At 41.9% G+C, this 20,104-nt stretch carries 19 protein-coding genes and 1 tRNA gene; 16 read left to right on the top strand and 4 right to left on the bottom strand.

Going from position 1 to position 20,104, the window contains the following annotated elements; translation table 11 throughout:
- Positions 1-35: 35 nt before the first annotated feature.
- The 9 genes from C6Y01_RS10205 to C6Y01_RS10245 all read left to right on the top strand — a co-directional run bounded on the left by C6Y01_RS10205 (position 36) and on the right by C6Y01_RS10245 (position 9,176).
- Positions 36-1,496, top strand: a complete 1,461-nt coding sequence (locus tag C6Y01_RS10205; protein WP_095285754.1) for a tetratricopeptide repeat protein — start codon at positions 36-38, stop codon at positions 1,494-1,496.
- Between the two features lie 363 nt (positions 1,497-1,859).
- The gene (locus C6Y01_RS10210; protein ID WP_034660078.1) at positions 1,860-3,242 is read left to right on the top strand and encodes a C40 family peptidase; all 1,383 of its coding nucleotides are present in this window, start codon (positions 1,860-1,862) and stop codon (positions 3,240-3,242) included.
- A gap of 233 nt (positions 3,243-3,475) precedes the next feature.
- Complete coding sequence (trxB, locus tag C6Y01_RS10215; protein ID WP_034660715.1) at positions 3,476-4,426, top strand: thioredoxin-disulfide reductase; 951 nt, start codon at positions 3,476-3,478, stop codon at positions 4,424-4,426.
- Positions 4,427-4,783: 357 nt separating this feature from the next.
- On the top strand, positions 4,784-5,248 hold the full coding sequence (locus C6Y01_RS10220) for an 8-oxo-dGTP diphosphatase (RefSeq protein WP_003213484.1): 465 nt from the start codon (positions 4,784-4,786) through the stop codon (positions 5,246-5,248).
- 39 nt (positions 5,249-5,287) lie between these two features.
- Positions 5,288-6,175: an RNase adapter RapZ gene (rapZ, locus tag C6Y01_RS10225; protein ID WP_034660713.1), complete on the top strand. Its 888-nt coding sequence runs from the start codon at positions 5,288-5,290 to the stop codon at positions 6,173-6,175.
- Positions 6,176-7,135 carry a gluconeogenesis factor YvcK family protein gene (locus C6Y01_RS10230; protein ID WP_034660077.1) on the top strand — a complete coding sequence of 320 codons (960 nt, stop codon included), beginning with the start codon at positions 6,176-6,178 and terminating at the stop codon, positions 7,133-7,135.
- A 17-nt stretch (positions 7,136-7,152) separates the two neighbouring features.
- Positions 7,153-8,103, top strand: coding sequence for a DNA-binding protein WhiA (whiA, locus tag C6Y01_RS10235; protein ID WP_034660076.1), 951 nt, complete (start codon positions 7,153-7,155; stop codon positions 8,101-8,103).
- A 26-nt stretch (positions 8,104-8,129) separates the two neighbouring features.
- On the top strand, positions 8,130-8,387 hold the full coding sequence (locus C6Y01_RS10240; protein WP_034660075.1) for an HPr family phosphocarrier protein: 258 nt from the start codon (positions 8,130-8,132) through the stop codon (positions 8,385-8,387).
- Positions 8,388-8,426: 39 nt separating this feature from the next.
- Positions 8,427-9,176, top strand: coding sequence for an arylamine N-acetyltransferase family protein (locus tag C6Y01_RS10245; RefSeq protein ID WP_106038168.1), 750 nt, complete (start codon positions 8,427-8,429; stop codon positions 9,174-9,176).
- A 50-nt stretch (positions 9,177-9,226) separates the two neighbouring features.
- Here the strand turns inward: C6Y01_RS10245 and C6Y01_RS10250 are convergent, their stop codons facing one another.
- Positions 9,227-9,715, bottom strand: coding sequence for a ribonuclease (locus tag C6Y01_RS10250; RefSeq protein ID WP_034660072.1), 489 nt, complete (start codon positions 9,713-9,715; stop codon positions 9,227-9,229).
- 188 nt (positions 9,716-9,903) lie between these two features.
- Positions 9,904-10,881, bottom strand: a complete 978-nt coding sequence (locus C6Y01_RS10255) for a 2-hydroxyacid dehydrogenase (RefSeq protein ID WP_106038169.1) — start codon at positions 10,879-10,881, stop codon at positions 9,904-9,906.
- A gap of 553 nt (positions 10,882-11,434) precedes the next feature.
- Here C6Y01_RS10255 and C6Y01_RS10260 point away from each other — a divergent pair.
- Together C6Y01_RS10260 and C6Y01_RS10265 are read left to right on the top strand one after the other, a co-directional pair.
- Entirely contained in the window at positions 11,435-12,016 is a 582-nt protein-coding gene (locus C6Y01_RS10260; RefSeq protein WP_034660712.1) for a beta-class carbonic anhydrase, read from the top strand.
- Positions 12,017-12,053: 37 nt separating this feature from the next.
- Positions 12,054-13,676 carry a SulP family inorganic anion transporter gene (locus C6Y01_RS10265; protein WP_034660070.1) on the top strand — a complete coding sequence of 541 codons (1,623 nt, stop codon included), beginning with the start codon at positions 12,054-12,056 and terminating at the stop codon, positions 13,674-13,676.
- A gap of 28 nt (positions 13,677-13,704) precedes the next feature.
- Here C6Y01_RS10265 and C6Y01_RS10270 read toward each other — a convergent pair whose 3' ends face one another.
- Positions 13,705-14,046: a MazG nucleotide pyrophosphohydrolase domain-containing protein gene (locus tag C6Y01_RS10270; RefSeq protein WP_034660068.1), complete on the bottom strand. Its 342-nt coding sequence runs from the start codon at positions 14,044-14,046 to the stop codon at positions 13,705-13,707.
- Positions 14,047-14,183: 137 nt separating this feature from the next.
- Between C6Y01_RS10270 and C6Y01_RS10275 the strand changes: the two genes are divergently transcribed.
- Positions 14,184-14,762 (top strand): LOG family protein, encoded by a 579-nt coding sequence (locus C6Y01_RS10275; protein WP_034660067.1) that lies wholly within the window; start codon positions 14,184-14,186, stop codon positions 14,760-14,762.
- 59 nt (positions 14,763-14,821) lie between these two features.
- On the opposite strand, the gene clpP is transcribed toward C6Y01_RS10275, so the two are convergent.
- The gene (clpP, locus tag C6Y01_RS10280) at positions 14,822-15,418 is read right to left on the bottom strand and encodes an ATP-dependent Clp endopeptidase proteolytic subunit ClpP (protein WP_034660066.1); all 597 of its coding nucleotides are present in this window, start codon (positions 15,416-15,418) and stop codon (positions 14,822-14,824) included.
- Positions 15,419-15,670: 252 nt separating this feature from the next.
- On the opposite strand from clpP, the gene C6Y01_RS10285 reads away from it, so the two are divergent.
- From C6Y01_RS10285 to nikA, 4 genes are all read left to right on the top strand, one after another.
- Positions 15,671-15,746, top strand: a tRNA-Arg gene (locus C6Y01_RS10285).
- A gap of 372 nt (positions 15,747-16,118) precedes the next feature.
- Positions 16,119-17,009, top strand: a complete 891-nt coding sequence (locus C6Y01_RS10290; RefSeq protein ID WP_223249916.1) for an ABC transporter substrate-binding protein — start codon at positions 16,119-16,121, stop codon at positions 17,007-17,009.
- A 168-nt stretch (positions 17,010-17,177) separates the two neighbouring features.
- On the top strand, positions 17,178-18,347 hold the full coding sequence (locus C6Y01_RS10295) for a macrolide family glycosyltransferase (RefSeq protein WP_095285758.1): 1,170 nt from the start codon (positions 17,178-17,180) through the stop codon (positions 18,345-18,347).
- A gap of 122 nt (positions 18,348-18,469) precedes the next feature.
- Positions 18,470-20,101: a nickel ABC transporter substrate-binding protein gene (gene nikA, locus C6Y01_RS10300; protein ID WP_106038170.1), complete on the top strand. Its 1,632-nt coding sequence runs from the start codon at positions 18,470-18,472 to the stop codon at positions 20,099-20,101.
- Positions 20,102-20,104: the final 3 nt, after the last annotated feature.

Consider the following 20,104-nt stretch of genomic DNA (forward strand, 5'->3'; position numbering starts at 1 on the left):
TACACACGGTACACTGTTCGAAATGGAGGGTATCGGTGAGTAAATACACTTCTCAAAATAATCACACACAAGTCGTCCAGCTATTCCAAGATGGGCATTACTTTTTTCATAAAGGTCTAAAAGCTTATAGAGAAAGAAATCTATCTAAAGCGAGTAAGCTGATACAGCGGGCTATCGTACTTGAGCCTGAAAATGTAGAAATGCTATCACAGCTTGCCATTATTTATACTGAAATGGGTCATTACCAACAATCAAATGAACTGCTTGATTTCATACTTGAACATATCGATGAAAACATGTCTGAGTGTCACTATTTTAAAGCCAATAATTATGCGAACCTAGGACTCTTTCAAGAGGCTTATAAGTCAGCTACTGCCTATGCTTCATTGGAAGAGAACGGGGAATTTGCAGATGAAAATGACGATCTCCTCGACCTGCTCGATATGAGCGACGAAGAGGACGAAGATTTTCCTTACGATCAGGATGACCTGATTGTCAAGCAGGATCAAGCGAATCACTTGCTAGAAAGCGGCAGGCTTGATGAAGCCATTGAAATGCTGGAACAGATGATTGTTGAGTATCCAGAATTTTGGTCAGCGTATAATAATCTCGCTTTGGCCTATTTTTATTCTGGTCAAATCCATCAGGCGAAAGAGATGTTGAACCGGGTTCTTCATGAAAATCCGGGTAATCTGCATGCCCTTTGCAACCAGCTTGTCTTCTATCATTATGAAAAAGAAGAAGAAAAGGTCAATACGTTAGCGAAGCAATTAACGCACGTGTATCCAATATTAAGTGAACAGCGTTATAAGCTTGGCGCAACATTTGCCCTAGTTGGAGAATTTGAATGGGCCTTTAAATGGCTTTATTCTTTGTACAAAACAGGCTTTCAGGGAGATAGTACATTTTTATACTGGCTCGCAAGCGCAGCTTATTATACAGGCCACAAAACGCTTGCACAGACGGTTTGGAATAAGATGGTCGAAGAAGATATCGATGCAGATGAAATCAAGCCGTGGCAGGATAAACCCGAGGAGACTGAGCCAATGGTCTCCATTGAGGAGCGGCTGACTGCGTACTATGTGAGCAAACAAAAAGGGGAACGTGACGTTCTTCAATCTGTCCTTGATGCACACGCAGCGAAAACAGCCTTCGAACAGCAATTCATCGAACTGCTATTATACGAAGATGAAATGGAAGTGCGGTCGTTTTCAGAAGATGCGGTTTTCGCAAAACAGGCGGCATCCAGCTTGGAAGAAGCTGTTCAGCCTGACAGCCATATGCCTTATTTTTGGTTATTCCATATTATTCAGCAGGCACGTGCTTCTGGCGTAGATAAGAAAAATGCGCCTGCATGGGCAGCAGCATCTTATTATTTATGGATGCAGGAGCAAGAAGAATCAGCTGTGAGCAAAAAAGAGATTGCAGCCTCTTTTCAAATCAGCGTTCAAACACTGTCTAAATATGAACAAGTCATTTGTGCGTTAATCGATTAAATAGGTAAATAGATTCAGCAGATTGCAGCATGGCCGAAAAGGTCATGCTTTTTTCTTGGATAAAAAGGTGGGATTTGCAAGGATTTGGCGAAGTATGACAATCACGACATGTTTTTGAAACATAAATGTAATAAAAATATTAGCTCATTTTGTCGATGTCTCATGTATAATGAAAATCGTGGATTAAAACAAAGACATATATTTAGATATTTTACTATACATAATGAAACACCTAGTGATAGAAACAATCTGGTCAACATCTGACTGATCAATCAGGAAGAAAGACATAGATAGCACAGATTGGCCGCAGAGAATTTGCTGCTTTCTCATGTCGCTTGGAAATTGTCAAAGGAGGAACTATTCGTGAAAAAGTTTATTACTTTCGGTTTAGCTTCGGTCATCGGAGCGAGCGGTTTATTTATCCCATTTACTCATGAAGCAAACGCACAGAACTTTGAACAAAAGAAACAAGAGCTGGACAGCAAGCAATCTGAGGTCAACAAAAACCTTCAAAAGAAAAAAGATGAGCTTTCAAAGCTTGAAGCAAAACAAGAGGCACTTGCACTAAAGCTAAAAGAAATTGACGAGAAAGCTTTAAAAACAAGTGATCAAATCGAAGAAAAACAAAAAGAAAATGAACAAACAAAAAAAGAAATCAAAGCACTGAAACAAGAAATTGCTGATACTGAAAAACGTATTGAAGATAGAAACAAATTCTTGAAAAAGCGTGTACGTGCGCTTCAAGAAAGCGGCGGTTCTACGAAATACATAGATGTATTACTAGGAGCGAAAAGCTTTAGCGATTTCATCAGCCGTGCAGGTGCAGTATCTACACTCATCAACGCAGACAGCGAAATCATTAAAGAGCAAGAAAAAGACAAAGCTGAGCTTCAAAAGTCTGAAAACGAATTAAACACAAAGCTTGAAGATGTTCAAAAGACACTTGCAAAGCTTGAAACGCTTCAAACAGACTTGAATAAACAGCTTGATGAAAAAGACAAGCTATTCAAGCAAGTGAAAAAGCAAAAGGGAAGTGCATCTTCTGAAATCAGCGAGTTAAACAGTGAGGCTAACAGCATTGCATCTGAAAAAGACGCAACAATCGCTGCTCAAAAACAAGCTGAAAAAGAAGCGAGAGAAGCAGCTCAAAAAGCAAAAGAAGAAAAAGCACAAAGACAACAGCAGCGTCAAGCGAGTGTTCAAGCGGAAGACAACAGCTCAACTAACGACAGCAGCCCGTCTTCAAATAACAGTAACAGTGGATCTTCAAATAATAATAACAACAGCAGTTCACCAAGCAAGAAGCCATCTTCTGGCGGTGGATCACCTGTCAGCAGTAACGTAGGCGGAATCGAAGGTGCAATCAGCACAGGTTCTACCATCGTTGGACAATCTCCGTATAAATGGGGCGGCGGCAGATCACAAGCCGATATTGATGCACGTCGTTTTGACTGTTCTTCATTCGTTCGCTGGGCATTCGCATCAGCAGGCATCAACCTTGGACCAGTTGGCGGTACAACAACAGATACGCTTGTAGGTAAAGGAAGAGCTGTAAGTGCATCTGACATGAAACGCGGAGACCTTGTGTTCTTTGATACGTATAAAGTAAATGGACACGTTGGTATTTACTTAGGAAACGGTACATTCTTGAACGATAACAGCTCTCGCGGTGTTTCAGTTGACTCTATGAGCAATGTTTACTGGAAAAAAGCATTCAATGGCGTTGTGAGAAGAGTCGTTGAATAAATCGTTACTTACTATATAACCGTAAACAGGCTTCCTTAAACAGCAGTTTAAGGAAGCTTTTTCTTTTTTTGAAGATATGAGCAAATGATTCGCTTATTATCCGCAGATTTAATAGGATATGGGTAAGGAATAAAAGTAAGAGTGGAATTGATGCTCTCTGTCATGAATGGAAGCATCACCCAAGGGCATTCTAATAAGAAATGCTAGCAGCAATTGAAGAGGGAGTGACAGTTGTGTCAGAAGAAAAAATCTACGATACGATCATCATTGGAGCGGGACCTGCCGGAATGACAGCCGCTGTTTATACATCACGGGGAAATCTTTCAACATTGATGATTGAAAGAGGGATTCCAGGCGGTCAAATGGCAAATACGGAAGATGTCGAGAACTATCCTGGCTTTGAAAGCATTTTAGGACCAGAACTTTCAAATAAAATGTTTGAGCATGCGAAGAAATTCGGTGCTGAGTATGCATATGGCGATATCAAAGAAATCGTAGACGGTGAAGAGTACAAAATCGTCAAAGCCGGTTCAAAAGAATACAAAGGACGCTCTGTCATTATTGCGGCAGGTGCTGAATACAAAAAAATCGGTGCACCAGGTGAAAAAGAACTTGGCGGCCGGGGCGTCTCTTACTGTGCAGTATGTGACGGTGCTTTCTTTAAAAACAAAGAGCTCGTGGTCATTGGCGGCGGAGACTCTGCGGTAGAAGAGGGTGTATACCTCACACGCTTTGCGTCAAAAGTAACGATCGTTCATAGACGCGATAAACTTCGTGCACAAAGCATTTTACAAGCGCGTGCTTTTGATAATGAAAAAATCGACTTCATGTGGAACAAAACCGTTAAACAAATTAATGAAGAAAACGGTAAAGTCGGCAGTGTGACCTTGATTGATACGGTGACTGGTGAAGAAGAAGACTTTAAAACAGACGGCGTCTTTATCTATATCGGGATGCTCCCACTATCTAAACCATTTGAAAATCTCGGCATTACAAATGAAGAAGGATATATCGAGACAAACGAAAGAATGGAAACAAGAGTGGAAGGCATTTTCGCCGCTGGTGACATTCGTGAAAAAACACTCCGTCAAATTGTGACAGCAACAGGTGATGGAAGTATTGCCGCACAAAGCGCACAGCATTATGTAGAAGAGCTTGCTGAAAAGCTGAAAGCAGCGAAATAAATGGCTGTCGTAAATCCTTAATATAGCGTCATGGGCTTTTAACTGGAATGTAACACGGGTGAAATAATTATCCGTTATGATAAAACTAGTAATTGACCCCCTTTTATAAGGAATACATGTTTGGCACGGATGAGAATCCGTGTCCTTTTTTTTGCTTAAAATCAGAAATTCATGAGATGTTCACAAATGACGCATGGAGAACCATTAGATGCTGTAAAATAAAGAGTAGAGAAATTGCCCGCCACCTCTTTCAGACGAAATCCGGTCTGTTTTCGGTGAAGAAGGGGCATGTTCATTGTGAGAGTCAGGATGAACCTGTATAATAAGTTAAAGACATAAAAGAGTAGGTGACAGCTGATGCAACGAGTAACCAATTGTGTGCTGCATCACGAAGATCAAGTTCTCTTGCTGCAAAAGCCAAGACGGGGCTGGTGGGTAGCGCCGGGCGGCAAAATGGAAAGCGGAGAATCGGTCAAGGATTCAGTCGTTCGAGAGTATAGAGAAGAAACAGGAATTTATATTTTAAATCCACAGTTAAAAGGTGTTTTTACCTTTATCATAAAAGAAGGCGATCAAATCGTTCAAGAGTGGATGATGTTCACCTTTATGGCAGATTCATTTACTGGAAAAAACGTGACAGAGTCAGAGGAAGGCATTTTAAAGTGGCATGAAGTAAAGGATGTGCCTCATTTACCGATGGCACCAGGAGATTCTCATATTCTTGATTTCATGCTAAAGGGAAAAGGACTTCTGCACGGTACTTTTACGTATACACCTGATTTTGAATTGATTGCTTATCGGTTAGATCCTCAAGGAGACTAATACATGAACCGTTTTCATAAAGAAGGAGAGGAAGCAGGCATGAATACGAACAAACAAGAAGATATTCAGCTTGTGATTATTACAGGAATGTCAGGTGCGGGGAAAACCGTTGCCATTCAAAGCTTTGAAGACTTAGGTTACTTCTGTGTAGATAACTTGCCGCCATCACTTTTACCGAAGTTCCTAGAGCTCATGAAGGAATCGAATTCTAAGATGAGCAAGGTCGCCCTTGTGATGGATTTACGCGGACGAGAATTCTTTGACAGCTTAATTGCAGCTTTAGATGAAATGAGTGATCTTGGCTGGATCACACCAAGAATATTATTTCTAGATTCAAACGATAAGGTGCTTGTCTCAAGATACAAAGAAACGAGACGTTCGCATCCCCTTGCGACAACAGGTTTGCCCCTCGAAGGAATCGCAATGGAACGCGACCTGTTAGAAGAGTTAAAAGGCCGGGCTCAAATGATTTTTGATACATCGGATTTAAAACCAAAACAGCTTCGAGAAAAAATTGTCGCGCACTTTGCCACGAACCAAGGGCAGGTGTTTACAGTGAATGTGATGTCCTTCGGTTTTAAATACGGTCTGCCGATTGATGCTGATCTTGTATTTGATGTGAGATTTCTGCCGAATCCTTACTATATTGAGAGCATGCGTCCACAGACTGGAAACGATGAAGAAGTGCGCTCCTATGTAATGAAATGGAGCGAGACACAAAAATTCACAGAGAAATTAATTGACCTTCTCAGCTTTATGCTTCCGTCCTATAAACGAGAAGGAAAAAGCCAGCTTGTGATCGCTATTGGCTGTACAGGCGGACAGCACCGATCAGTGACGCTAGCTAACTACTTATCGGAGTATTTTAAAAATGACTACTACACTCATGTCACTCACCGGGACATTGAAAAGAGAAGCAGAAAATAGATGACGACACTTCCAAAGGTGGTCATTCTTGGTGGGGGCACTGGCTTATCTGTTTTGCTCAGAGGGCTAAAAACAAAGCCAGTGGACATTACCGCTATTGTAACGGTTGCTGATGACGGAGGCAGCTCAGGCAGACTGCGGCATGATTTGAATATTCCGCCTCCAGGCGATATTCGAAATGTCCTTGCAGCTCTCTCTGATGTTGAACCGCTTGTAGAAGACTTATTTCAGCACCGTTTTAACAAAGGGAATGACTTAACAGGCCACTCTCTTGGCAACCTCATTCTTGCGGCCATGACAAATATAACCGGTGATTTTTTTCATGCCGTCACAGAAATGAGCAAGGTCTTAAATGTGAGAGGAAAAGTCTTGCCAGCAGCGAATTCAAGTGTTGTTCTTCATGCTGAATTAGAAAACGGGCAAGTGGTGACAGGAGAATCAAAAATCCCAACCTACGGTGAGCGAATTAAACGAGTGTTCCTCACACCCGATACGATTGAACCGCTCCCAGAATCGATTCAAGTCATTCGTGAAGCTGATTTGATCGTCATTGGGCCAGGCAGCTTGTATACGAGTATCCTGCCAAACTTGCTTGTACCGCATATTGGCGAAGAAGTGATTCGCTCGAAGGCGAAAAAAGTGTATATTTGCAATGTCATGACGCAGCCAGGGGAAACGCTTTCCTACAGTGCAGCTGATCATGTGCAGGCATTAAATGATCATATGGTTCGTCCATTTATCGATACCATTTTTGTGAACAATAAAGAAATTCCAGAAGAGATCAAAGCAAAATATGCAGAAGAACAGGCACAGCCTGTACAGTTCGACACAGATGTACTCAAGGCAATGGGACTGGAAGTCATCCCTGGGGAAATCATTACATATGACCAGCATGTGATTCGTCACGACACGCTGAAAGTAGCCTCGCTGCTTGTCGACCTGCTGCATAAGAAAAAATAGGAATGGGGGTGGCAAGGATGTCATTTGCATCCGAAACAAAAAAAGAGCTGACTAATCTGGACGTGAAGGACTGCTGCACAAAAGCAGAGCTTTCTGCCCTCATCCGTATGAACGGTTCATTATCTTTCTCTAATCGAAAATTAATTCTAGATATACAGACAGAGAACGCAGCCATCGCAAGACGGATTTATACGCTGCTGAAAAAGAAATATGATGTCACAGTCGAGCTGCTCGTTCGTAAGAAAATGAGATTAAAAAAGAATAATGTGTATATTGTCAGACTGGTAGAACGAGCGAAAACCATTTTAGAGGATTTGAAAATATTAGGTGAGCAATTTGTATTTGAGCGCAATATTTCAGAAGAGCTTGTAAAGAAAAGATGCTGCAAGCGCTCCTATATGAGAGGTGCTTTTTTAGCAGGCGGTTCTGTGAATAATCCAGAAACGTCTTCCTATCACCTTGAGATTTTTTCACTATATAAAGAACACAATGATGCCCTTTGTGAGCTGATGAATCAATTTCAACTCAACAGTAAAACACTTGAGCGTAAAAAAGGATACATCACGTATATGAAAGAAGCCGAAAAAATTACCGAATTCTTAAGCGTTGTAGGTGCGCATAATTCACTTCTTCGCTTCGAAGACGTTCGGATCGTCCGTGATATGCGAAATTCCGTGAACCGGCTCGTCAATTGTGAAACAGCAAACTTGAATAAAACGATTGGTGCATCACTGCGCCAGGTCGAGAACATTCAATTCATTGATGAAAAAATTGGACTTGATGCCCTGCCGGATAAGCTGCGTGAAATTGCAAAACTGCGAGTCGACTATCAAGAGGTCACGCTAAAGGAACTGGGAGAAATGGTGGAAAGCGGCAAGATCAGCAAATCAGGCATTAACCACCGCTTAAGAAAGCTAGATCAAATTGCAGAACAATTACGAAACGGACAAGCTGTTACACTCAAATAGGAGAATGAAAAAGGGAGGCAGATCATATGGTGGAAAAAACGGTCACCATCCAGTTAAAAACAGGCTTGCAGGCACGTCCCGCTGCTTTGTTCGTACAAGAAGCTAATCGCTTTGGGGCTGAAATTTTTCTAGAGAAGGACGGAAAAAAAGTCAATGCGAAGAGCATTATGGGTCTCATGAGCCTTGCGATCAGCTCTGGGGTCACTGTCACACTGATAGCAGATGGTGCGGATGAACAAGAAGCCATTGATGCGTTAACGGATTTTATCAATCAAGAAAACTGAGTCTCTTCACAGACTCAGTTTTTTTAGAAGGGAATGAATATGATGCAATCAGCATTTTTACAGAAGATCGGATACGAAGGCCAGTCCATCACCTTTGGTGACCTGCCTGCATTATTAAAAAAGATGGCCTACACCTTTCCATTTGAAAATAGATCTGTGCTGAACAAACAATCCTATGCCTTGAATCAAGAGGGGTTGAAGCAGCATCTTCTTGAAGGAGAAAGAGGAGGTCTTTGCTATGATCTCAATCCTCTCTTATATTATGTGTTAAAAGAGGCAGGGCTTGCTGTACAGCTCGTTCAAGGGACCGTGTATAACAAAGAAGCGTGCACATGGGCAATTGATGGCACGCACGTAGCCATAGCCATGACGTTGAACCATCACAACGAACGCTTCCTTATTGATGCGGGATTTGGTGTGAATTTACCTCTTCAGCCTGTACCTTTTACAGAAGAATGGGTGGAAGGAGCGTCTATTCGGTTTCGAGTCAAAGAAGAGGACACCGAAAAAGGAACGCATCTGCTCCAATTAGATAAGGGGGAAGGCGCTGAAACAGGCTATGCTTTCACATTGGAAGAGGTGAGCGAGCCTACTTTGGTCCAAATGAGACATGAGATTTATGAAAATGAAGCCTCTCCTTTTAACAAAAGACCGCTTGCGTCAAAGCTCACACCAACAGGACGTGTAGTCGTCACCGAGGATCATGTCACCACACATGAACATGAAGAAGTGTCGAAAAAACCGCTGCCTCTGCCTTTTGAGGAATACGTGAAAACTCTTTTGCCGTAAGCAGCATCAAAAAAACAGCCCTAGGTCAAATGGGGCTGTTTTTTGATTGATTATCGAATACGTGTGAAAGTTGCATAATGGTCTGTTGTTTTGTAAATGAGCCAGTCACTTGAATACACGAGGCGGTCAGCATTTCGGAAGCCAGAGACGTAGTTGATATCTGCCTCACGCCATGTTCGGCCGCTTGCTGAAGGAAGACGTCCCTCCCGGTTAGAGAAAACATCTCCACCGATGCTTTTACCTGGGGCAACCTCTGCTAGATTTCCCTTTGATGCCACCCATCCAAGAGCACTTGCTTGTGATTTTGTGATGTAGTTATCAGGCAATCGTTTGTAGCGAATTAAATAATCTGCTACACCATCAAACGTATTAATGACGGCAAGGGTATGAACATCTGATGTAAGTTGAATAGTAGCTGTTTCATTTGTGGCGGTCTGTGTAAGAGGTGTTTCGGCATAGGCTTGCTGCGGAATAAAACCAGAAAACAGAATAGCAGCGATCAGAGCAAACATAGTAAAAACCGAACTGATTTTTTTCATCTTCATCCTCCTATTAAGGAAATCGGATGCTGTCCTCTTGATGCTTGTCTACCTCATATTATAGCACCCGAACATGAAGGAAATGTAAAGAAACAGGTTCTTTGCTAAAATGAGGCTTTTTTCCTGATAACCTTCTGATGAAATAAATAAATAAAAAGACGCAGCTCCGAATCCTGCGTCTTTTCCGATTAAGATGAAGCAAGCTCCTTCACAATATCAATAGGGGCTTTGCCATCAATTCCATGAATCACATTATGAATGGCTCGTTTCAGCATAAGATCCCGTGTTGTTTCAGTAGCAGAACCGATGTGAGGAGCAAGTGTGACATTGTTCATTTCTTTGAAAGGATGATTCTCCTGAAGCGGTTCCTGCTCAAACACATCAAGACCTGCGCCTTTGATCCATCCCTCCTGAAGCGCTTGAATGAGGCTTTTTTCATCCACTGTTTTCCCGCGTGAGATGTTTACAAATAAAGCCGTTTGCTTCATTAACTTCAATTCCCGTTCTCCAATCATATGATACGTTTCATTGGTCAGCGGTGTAATCAACACAATGATATCGGCTTGCTTTAGCAGGTCATCAAGTGTGCAATATAAAGCGCCATATGCTGATTCAGCCTTTTCATTCCGGCTGCGGTTATGATACAGGACATTCATATCAAAACCATGTGCGGCTCGTTTGGCTACTTGCTCTCCGATTCGTCCCATGCCAATAATGCCAAGCGTTTGATGATGGACATCGATGCCAAAGATATCTTCTTCCTGTACAAATTTCGTCCATTTCCCCTCGCGGATAAAACGATCAAGCTCGGCAATTCTTCGCGCAGAGGAAAGAATGAGTGAAAATGCAAGGTCAGCAACAGTATGATCGAGTGTATAAGGCGTGTGCGTTCCGATTACGCCTCTTTGCCTCATCGCTTCTATATCGAAGTTGTCATAGCCAACAGAGTTATTGCTCACTACTTTGAGTTTTGGTGCGTGATCTAATAGCTCTTGATCGATTTTCGTTCCAGACGTTAAAAGACCATCAGCATGCTGCAGTTTTTGAAACAAAATACCTTTTGGAATGGGGTCTTTGGATTGCCACACCTCGTATGTACAATGTTCCTTTAGTATTTCCTCAAAAGAGGCAGGTAATGGTTTGGCGACAAAAATGTGTGGTGTCACAGTCTACTCGCTCCTTTCACATGATTATCTTGCTCCTTTTATTATAAAGCAACCATTTCGGCTGAACACGTTTGAAGGTTATCTGCTCAATATTTAATATACTAAAATAACGGAAAAGAGAGACATTTTCTTAGTGAAAAAGTATATTCATATGCCATCTGATTCATTTTTTACAAAGATAAGAGTCAGCTAATGGGTGATGTGACATATGAAAAAGCCTGATTTTTTGAGAGATTATCTGACAAACTGGAAAATAGATCGAGATTTTTTGATAGAAAAATGATTATATTTGAAACGTATTAAACGGGAAGGTCGTTTTCTACTAAACCATTTCATCGTCTTTTGGCGATCAGAGAACGATAGATTGAAAGGAAGACCGCGTCTCTCTTACGATGAAGCGGAAAATAGAGAAAATGATGACTTTTTTTCTCATCGTTTTCTCATTTTTTTCTTTTTTTTCTATCATTTTTCTTCTCTATGCTTGAGAACACACGAAAGAAAAGGGGGACAGGCAGGGACTTACGTGACTTAAAAAAAGATGGGAGATGGCAAGATGGGATCAAAATTAGAACAGATTCTTCAGCACAATTCAGAGTTCGTACAAGAGAGACATTATGAGCCTTACAAAGCGGGGAAATTTCCCGAAAAGAAACTGGTCATATTAACTTGTATGGATACACGTCTTTTGGAATTATTGCCGCAATCCATGGGGCTGCGCAACGGTGATGCCAAGATCATTAAAAATGCGGGCGCCATTGTAACTCATCCGTTCGGCAGTGTGATGAGGAGTATTCTACTAGCCATCTATGAGCTAAAGGCAGAAGAGGTATGCATTGTAGGACATCATGAATGCGGAATGGCAGGTCTTGCGGCAGATCCTTTACTTGAAAAGGCGAAAGCACGCGGCATTGAAGAGAAATGTTTGAGCATTGTGAAAAACTCAGGAGTTGATTTAAAGGGGTGGCTGACAGGCTTTGATTCGGTTGAAGAGAGCGTGTCCCAAAGTGTGAAATTGGTCAAAGAGCATCCATTGATGCCAAGTGATGTGGCTGTTCATGGACTAGTCATTCATCCAGCAACGGGAAAGCTGGATGTTGTTGTGAAAGATAAACAGATTGACGCGCAGTATACCTAAATCATCTACACATACTTGAAGGAGGCCAACACATACCATGCGTTTTTATGGAAGATTTGAAGGATATGATTCATCAAAGTTTAGACGCGATTTAATCGCTGGGCTTGTCGTGGGCGTTGTGGCAATTCCTTTAGGCATGGCTTTTGCCATTGCATCTGGTGTCGGACCAGAATATGGATTATACACAGTCATCGTTGCCGGCATTTTGATTTCATTGTTTGGTGGTTCAAAGTATCAGATCGGCGGGCCGACTGGGGCGTTTGTTCCGATTTTATTTGGTATCGTCAGCCAGTATGGTATCGAAAACCTACTCATAGCCGGTTTTATGGCAGGCTGTATGCTTGTATTATTCGGAATATTCAAACTAGGGAAGCTCATGAAATTTATTCCTCGTCCGGTTATCATCGGCTTTACTGCTGGCATTGCTGTCATTATTTTTTCAGGGCAGATTGCCAACTTCCTCGGATTAAAGGGTGTTGAAAAGCATGAAAGCTTTTTCCTCAATATGAGAGAAATTGTGGTCCATCTCGGTACCGCAAACAGTCTTGCCATCATCACAGCTGTTATTGGGCTCATCGTGATTGTGGCGGCTCAAAAATACATTCCCAAAATACCTGGTGCTCTATTAGGTCTATTGGCTTCAACGTTTCTAGCTGTTCTCTTTTTCCAAGGACAAGTTGAAACGATCGGCTCGGCATATGGGGAAATTCCTCGTCAGCTGCCAAGCTTCGCTTTTCCTGAATTAACGATTGAAAAAATGATATACCTCCTGCCTCCAGCGATTGTCATTGCACTTTTAGGCGGAGTGGAGTCAATCTTGTCAGCTATGGTTGCTGATAATATGAAAGGCTCAAAGCATGACAGCAATAAGGAGCTTGTCGGACAAGGGATCGCCAATATGGCGGCACCGCTGTTCGGAGGAATTCCGGCGACTGGGGCGATTGCCCGTACGGCAACAAACATCAAAAATGGCGGAGCAAGCCCGATTTCTGGTGTGGTACATGGCGTCGTCGTGCTGCTCATCTTAATGCTATTTGCGCCATATGCGTCGATGATTCCACTTGCTGCGATGGCACCGATTTTAATGTTTGTTGCTTGGAATATGAGTGAGAAAAAAGAGTTTATCAATATTGTAAAAGTGAAAAATGCGGATTCACTTGTACTTGTTGTGACCTTCCTGCTGACGGTCATCGGTGATTTGATTATTGGCGTCACCGCAGGTCTCATTTTAGCATTTATCGCTTTTATCAAAAAAATGAGCCAGACGACCAGCATTCATACTAATGTTGCGGTTCCCCAAATGGAAACGGCAGCTGCTTTAGAAAAACAGACAGACCAGCGAGGTATCAGTATGTACTCCATTGAAGGGCCGCTGTTTTTCGGAACAACAGATTCATTGGAAAATTCGATTTTGGACCATGTTCAGACAAAGCCGAAAACGCTCATTCTGCTCATGAATAAAGTCAATTATATGGACACATCAGCAGAAGCGGTTCTGATGAATATCTCCAATCGTTTAAAGCATCATAATGGAAAGCTGATGATTGTCGGACTTCAATCACAGCCTAAAGAGCTTTTGCGTCGAACGGGTCTTTTTCATCATATTGGAAAGCAGCATTTCTTTGAACGAACAGATGATATCTCGCCACAGCAGTTATAAGGTGGAAAAAAAGCACGTGACAATGTGGTCACGTGCTTTTCACTTGCTCTATTTCTTCTGAAAAACGCTTTGTGAGTTTCTGTTGATGAGAGGAGAAGACCTCTTCTACTGTGACATCATAGAGATTGGCTAAAATAAGTAGATTCGCTAACACATCACCCATTTCTTCAACGAGTTCTTTCTTCAACTCGGATGATTTTTGTCTTTGCTCATCAGGCCGGTCACGTCCGATCTCTATTGCTCTAACAGCACGAGCGAGTTCTCCCGTTTCTTCCATGAGGAAGCCTAACCGGATAAACGGCCCGTATTTTGTCCAATTTCTCATTTCATAAAAATCCTTGATCCACTTCTCCATCTCCGTTGTTTGCATTTTCTTTATACAGCTCCTTATATGGTGTTTGCCTTTTGATTTTACACTATATATAGATAGATCGGCTGTTTTTTTACAATTAATTATAGTAGAATGAGTGGGGAGAAGAAATCATAGAGAGAGATGGAGCTGTTCTGATGAAAACGATTTGTGTGTTTGCTGGTTCGAATCCAGGCGTGAAGGACGTCTACAAACAAAAGGCTGTAGAGCTGGGGACTTATATGGCAGAGCAAGACATCCGTCTTGTATACGGCGGTTCACGAATTGGATTAATGGGTGCCATTGCAGATGAGGTTTTAAGACAAGGCGGGCAAGTGATTGGGGTCATGCCTAAAGGGCTTTTTAGAGGAGAAGTTGTGCATCAAGAGCTGACAGAATTAATCGAGGTAACAGGAATGCATGAACGAAAAGCGAAAATGAGCGAGCTGGCTGATGGATTTATTGCGATGCCTGGCGGCTTTGGTACATATGAAGAATTATTTGAGGTGCTATGCTGGGCACAAATCGGCATCCACCAAAAGCCAATCGGCTTGTATCAAGTGAATGAGTATTTCAATCCGCTCATTGACATGGTGAAGTTTAGTGTACAGGAAGGTTTTTCGAATGAATCACACCTTCAATTGTTACATGCTTCCAGCGAACCGGAGGAATTAATCACGCAGATGGCTTCTTATCAAACACCATCTCTTCAGCAGAAATGGACAGAGTTGTCTTAAAGCGTTTTTGAATCACAAAAAACCGTCTGTTCAAGGAGCAGACGGTTTGTTTTGTCATATTATTTTTGTTCTTCTGAATTACGGGTCAAGACTTTGTCAATAAGTCCGTATTCAAGTGCTTCTTCCGCTGTTTTGAAGTTGTCACGATCTGTATCGCGCTCAATCACTTCAATTGGCTGACCAGTACGTTCAGCAAGTACTTGGTTCAGTTTATCGCGTAAAGAAAGGATTCGTTTTGCCGCAATTTCAATTTCTGTTGCTTGACCTTGGGCACCACCTAGTGGTTGGTGAATCATGACTTCACTGTTTGGAAGGGCATAACGCTTACCTTTTTCACCAGCAGCAAGCAGGAACGCACCCATAGATGCAGCCATACCAATACAAATGGTTGATACCTTTGGTTTAATAAATTGCATCGTATCGTAAATGGCCATACCAGCTGTGATCGAACCGCCAGGGCTGTTAATGTAGATAGAAATATCTTTTTCTGGATCTTCAGCTTCTAAGAAAAGCAGCTGTGACACGATGGAGTTGGCAACATTGTCATCGATCGCAGAACCAAGCATGATAATACGGTCTTTTAAAAGACGAGAATAAATGTCGTAAGCTCTTTCCCCACGATTTGTTTGCTCAATGACTGTAGGTATTAAATTCATAATGTTCCTCCTTCACCTTTTAGGTAAGTATGTAATTCAATGATACATTTTTGGTCAATAAAGGTCAAACAAAACGCTGACCTAAATTCAAATACCCCTATCCATTTTCCCCAAACTCATTCCACTTCAAACCATCATATTAGTCTATGTATCCAAAAGAAGAAAATACATGTTCAGGACTGATGATTAATCATTGCTTTCTTGCAGCATTTCCCTTATAATTTGATATGCTGACGTTCAAAAACATATCGTGCGCTCGTAGCTCAGTTGGATAGAGCGGTGGTTTCCGGTACCACGTCTGCCGGGGGTTCGAATCCCTCCGAGCGCGTACTTGATCTTGTTCACGACCGATAAAGGTCCAATGAAACCCTCTCCTTTGAGAGGGTTTTCAGATTGTTGACAAAGGGCTAAAATGATCTTTATTTTAGCCCTTTGTCTTCTTTTCAGCATGATAGAAAACCTTTGAAGTCTAGGAAGGACGAGCACCGAAGCGGAGCGAATTTAACATTCGTGAGCATCGGCGCACAGGACTGACACCGAATGCGAGGGTTTGTCTACACGCTGAAACCCTCTCCTTTGAGAGGGTTTTTTCGTTTACACATATATATCCTTCACTTTTAAAATTTTTCATTTATGACTAGCCATTTATGCTATAATTAATAATCATTCTCAATTAAAGGTGGTTTCACTAGTGAAAAAAATGATTTGGCTGGTCAGTCTGCTGGCATTATTATTAGTGGCATGCGGGCAGAAAGAGAATAAAGAGCAAGCAGCAAGTACACGTACATATACAACTGAAACGGGTGAAAAGATCACCATTCCCGCCAAGCCGAAGCGTGTTGTTGTGTTAACAGCGCAGCTTGGAAATTTTAAAAAGTTAGGTGTGACACCTGTTGGCATGACAGATGTTTACCCAGAATCGTCGTTTTTAGATGAATCAGGTGTGAAGCGTGTACCGATCGAAAATGTGGAGGCGATTGCCAAGCTAAAGCCTGATTTGATCATTGCATATTCCCAAAACGAACAGATTGAAAAGTATAAAAAGATTGCCAAAACGATCACGTTTACGACAAGTGAACACAGCTTCAAAGAGATGCATATTGAAATCGGAAAGATTCTTGGAAAAGAAGCGTTAGCGAAAAAACAAATACAAGAAATGGACGAGCAGCTGAAGAAAGACGGCAAAGAGGTCAAAGCAAAAATTGGTGATGACAAGACGTTCTCCATTATGGACGTGCAGCCAAAGCAAGTTTACTTATTTGGTACAGACTTTGGCCGCGGCGGGGAAGTCATCTATCAAGGCTATGGGTTCAGCTTGCCTGAAAAGGCAGAAAAAGCTCTTCCGAAAGAAGGCTATCTTGGTATTTCATTAGAAGAGATGAACCAGTATACAGGTGACTATTTACTTGTCCCCACAAAGGATGGAAAAGCACCGAATCTTGATATCACAAACAGCGGTGTATGGAAAAAGAATCGAGCGGTGAAGCAGGGACATGTTCTTTATTATTCAATCAACGAATTTATCTATGCAGATCCGATCTCAATTGAAAAACAGTCTGCTGCGTTTAAACAAATGCTGCTCAAAAAATAATAGAAAAAAGACAAAGCACATAACATGGGGCTTTGTCTTTTTTCTTCTTGTCATCTCTTAAAATACTGGCCATAAGACTCATTTCTTCCCTTTACAGGCGTATTTGTTGAGCCTGCTGGCTGTATATGATTAACATGGAAGAGAATTGACAATGAGGAGGGATTTCTTGTGGCGAAGATTTTATTGATTACATTTCCAGCTGAAGGGCATGTGAACCCTATGTTAGGGATCATCAAAGCATGGGCGGATCGAGGAGATGAAGTACATGCGGTCACAACTGTACATTATGAGCAGCGAATCAAACGCTTAGGAGCTCACGTACATAAACATCCAGACTATATTCGTACATTACATGTGGATGAAGGAAATCTCGATTCCATGCAGCCGTTCTTTCATGCCATGCTGCAAACATCATTTGATATTTTAGAGGTGGTGGAAACACTTTCTCAGCAGCATTCATTTGATTTTGTCTATTTTGATATGTTTGGGGCAGGGGAGCTTGTTCGAGATTACTTACAAATTCCAGGGATCGGCTCAAACCCATCTTTTGTGCTGCAAGAGGCGCATTTTGATACACCGCTATACAGAAAGGATGAGAAAGCCGGTCATCTGTTAGAAAACATACAAGAGCGTTTTGGCGTTCAGCCAACGCGTTTGATGCAATTCATGAAAAACCGCGGAGAGCTCAATATCGTGTATACAAGTGAATATTTCCAGCCGTCTGTCGATGCAGTGAACGACTCGTTTGTTTTCATTGGACCGAGCTTTCTAAAAAGGGCAGATCAGCATGATTTCCCGCTGGAAGCACTTGAGCAAGAAAAAGTCGTCTTTATTTCGATGGGCACCGTACTTGGGGATACAGAAGCATTTTTTAATATGTGTATTGATGCCTTTGCCGACTTTGACGGAAAAGTGGTGCTCGCAACAGGTGAAAAAGTGGATCGGTCTCTCTTGAAAGAGGCGCCGTCTCATTTTCTGATAGAACCTTATGTACCGCAGCTTGAAGTGCTTGAGCTGACAGATGTGTTTGTGACCCATGGCGGAATGAACAGTGTCAATGAAGGCATTCATTATCACGTTCCGATGGTCGTCATTCCGGTCGACAAAGATCAGCCGATGGTCGCACAAAGACTGACAGAGCTATCTGCTGCCCGTGCACTTGATAAAGATCAGCTGACAGCAAAGCAGCTAAGAGAAACCGTGGAATCTGTTCTGGGAAGTGACACGTACCGTGCTGGGATTGAAAAAATTGAAGAAAGCTTCCAAACAGCAGGTAGAACAGAAAAAGCATTGCGGGTGATCGATCAATTGTTGCAAACGAAACAGACTCAATCGTGAGTCTGTTTTTTTGATAAAAAAAGAGATTGTATTCCCCATTTCTGTATGATATTATTCAATTCGTAATCATTTCGATTAATAATCGTAATGATTACGATAATATAAATTTGGGGGAAGTACATATGAGTGATCAGCCTGTTTACATAAAGAAAAAGCAATCCTATGTAACATACACCTTGATGCTGTTTTCAGTCATGGCATGTTTTTTATTGGCATCATGCTCTGATAATAAAGCATCTTCCAGCATGAATGACAGAGAAGAAGATGAGCTGGTGTATGCAAGTACAAAAGATATAAGGGACATCAATCCCCATTTATATGGTGGAGAGATGGCCGCTCAAAATATGGTGTTTGAATCGCTTGTCGTCAATACAGAGAAAGGCGTTCAGCCTGCCTTAGCGAAAAGCTGGGATATTTCAAAAGATGGAAGGACCTACACCTTTCACCTTCGAAAAGGCGTGACTTTTTCAGATGGCGAGCCTTTTAATGCAAAGGCAGTGAAAATGAACATGGACGCTGTCGTCAAAAATATTGAAAAGAACGCTTGGCTTAATCTCGTATCCGAAATCAAATCCACAAAGGCGGTGGATGACGATACATTTGTTCTTACGTTAAAGGAGCCTTATTACCCTACGTTAGAAGAACTGGGCTTAACACGCCCCTTCCGTTTTATTTCTCCAAAAAGCTTCATTGATGGAACGACAGCAAAAGGAGTTCAAAGCTATGCAGGCACAGGTCCTTATGTGCTAAAGGAACATAAAAAAAATCAATATGCCGTTTTTAAAGCGAATGATCACTACTGGGGGAAAAAGCCAAAAATTTCAACAGTAAAGTGGAAAGTCATGCCGGATCACCAAACGATTTTACTTGCCCTGCAAAAAGGAGAGATTGATCTCTTATTTGGAGCAGATGGCGACATGATCGACGGAGACTCATTCCAGGCTTTAAAGGAAGCAGGTCAATACGGTGTGACCGTGAGTCCTCCTGTTGGTTCAAGATCGATCGTCATCAATTCAAACCAGCCAATGACAAAAGATCCGAAAGTCAGAGAAGCGTTTCAATATGCCATTCAAAAAGAGATGATCACAAAAGGCATTTTAAATGGAACGGAACAGGTGGCACATACGCTGCTTGCCCCGTCCGTTCCTTACGCAGATATCCCGCTGAAAAAGAAAACCTATCAAAAAGAGAAAGCAGAGGCATTACTGGATGAGGCAGGCTGGAAGCTGAAAGAAGACGGCTACCGCTATCAAAATGGCAAAAGGCTGAGTGTCGCCATTTACTATAATTCCGATAATGCAGGTGAAAGAACGATAAGTGAATCCATTCAACAAGATTTCAAGCAAGTGGGGATCAAGCTGGATATTAGAGGAGAAGAAAAACAGGCGTTTTTAGATCGCCAAAAAACAGGGAAATTCGATCTGATGTACTCGCTATCGTGGGGACTTCCTTATGATCCACAAACCTATGTTTCTTCGTTCCGCGTAGCATCGCATGCTGATTATCAAGCCCAGTTAGGATTGAAGAAGAAAAAGTGGCTGGACGAGACGATTACGAAAGTATTGGTAGAACCAGATGAGCAAAAGCGGAAACAAATGTATCGAGACATCTTGATGTATATCCATGATGAAAATGTCTACATCCCAATTTCTTATTCTGTGACAAAGGCTGTTTATAATAAGCGTCTGAAAGGCATAGGTTTTCATGTGTCACAGTATGAAATTCCCTTTGACCGTATGTATTTTTCTTCATAAAGC

Origin of the sequence: Bacillus sp. NMCC46 (assembly GCF_002998465.1) — a bacterium.
Lineage (GTDB): Bacteria > Bacillota > Bacilli > Bacillales > Bacillaceae > Bacillus.

Bases quoted from the DNA above. Each gene is read 5' to 3' on its own strand.
- C6Y01_RS10220 (WP_003213484.1), top strand. From the start codon at position 4,784: ATGCAACGAGTAACCAATTGTGTGCTGCATCACGAAGATCAAGTTCTC.
- rapZ (WP_034660713.1), top strand. From the start codon at position 5,288: ATGAATACGAACAAACAAGAAGATATTCAGCTTGTGATTATTACAGGA.
- C6Y01_RS10230 (WP_034660077.1), top strand. From the start codon at position 6,176: ATGACGACACTTCCAAAGGTGGTCATTCTTGGTGGGGGCACTGGCTTA.
- whiA (WP_034660076.1), top strand. From the start codon at position 7,153: ATGTCATTTGCATCCGAAACAAAAAAAGAGCTGACTAATCTGGACGTG.
- C6Y01_RS10240 (WP_034660075.1), top strand. From the start codon at position 8,130: ATGGTGGAAAAAACGGTCACCATCCAGTTAAAAACAGGCTTGCAGGCA.
- C6Y01_RS10245 (WP_106038168.1), top strand. From the start codon at position 8,427: ATGATGCAATCAGCATTTTTACAGAAGATCGGATACGAAGGCCAGTCC.
- C6Y01_RS10250 (WP_034660072.1), bottom strand. From the start codon at position 9,715: ATGAAAAAAATCAGTTCGGTTTTTACTATGTTTGCTCTGATCGCTGCT.
- C6Y01_RS10260 (WP_034660712.1), top strand. From the start codon at position 11,435: ATGGGATCAAAATTAGAACAGATTCTTCAGCACAATTCAGAGTTCGTA.
- C6Y01_RS10265 (WP_034660070.1), top strand. From the start codon at position 12,054: ATGCGTTTTTATGGAAGATTTGAAGGATATGATTCATCAAAGTTTAGA.
- C6Y01_RS10270 (WP_034660068.1), bottom strand. From the start codon at position 14,046: ATGCAAACAACGGAGATGGAGAAGTGGATCAAGGATTTTTATGAAATG.
- C6Y01_RS10275 (WP_034660067.1), top strand. From the start codon at position 14,184: ATGAAAACGATTTGTGTGTTTGCTGGTTCGAATCCAGGCGTGAAGGAC.
- clpP (WP_034660066.1), bottom strand. From the start codon at position 15,418: ATGAATTTAATACCTACAGTCATTGAGCAAACAAATCGTGGGGAAAGA.
- C6Y01_RS10290 (WP_223249916.1), top strand. From the start codon at position 16,119: ATGATTTGGCTGGTCAGTCTGCTGGCATTATTATTAGTGGCATGCGGG.
- nikA (WP_106038170.1), top strand. From the start codon at position 18,470: ATGAGTGATCAGCCTGTTTACATAAAGAAAAAGCAATCCTATGTAACA.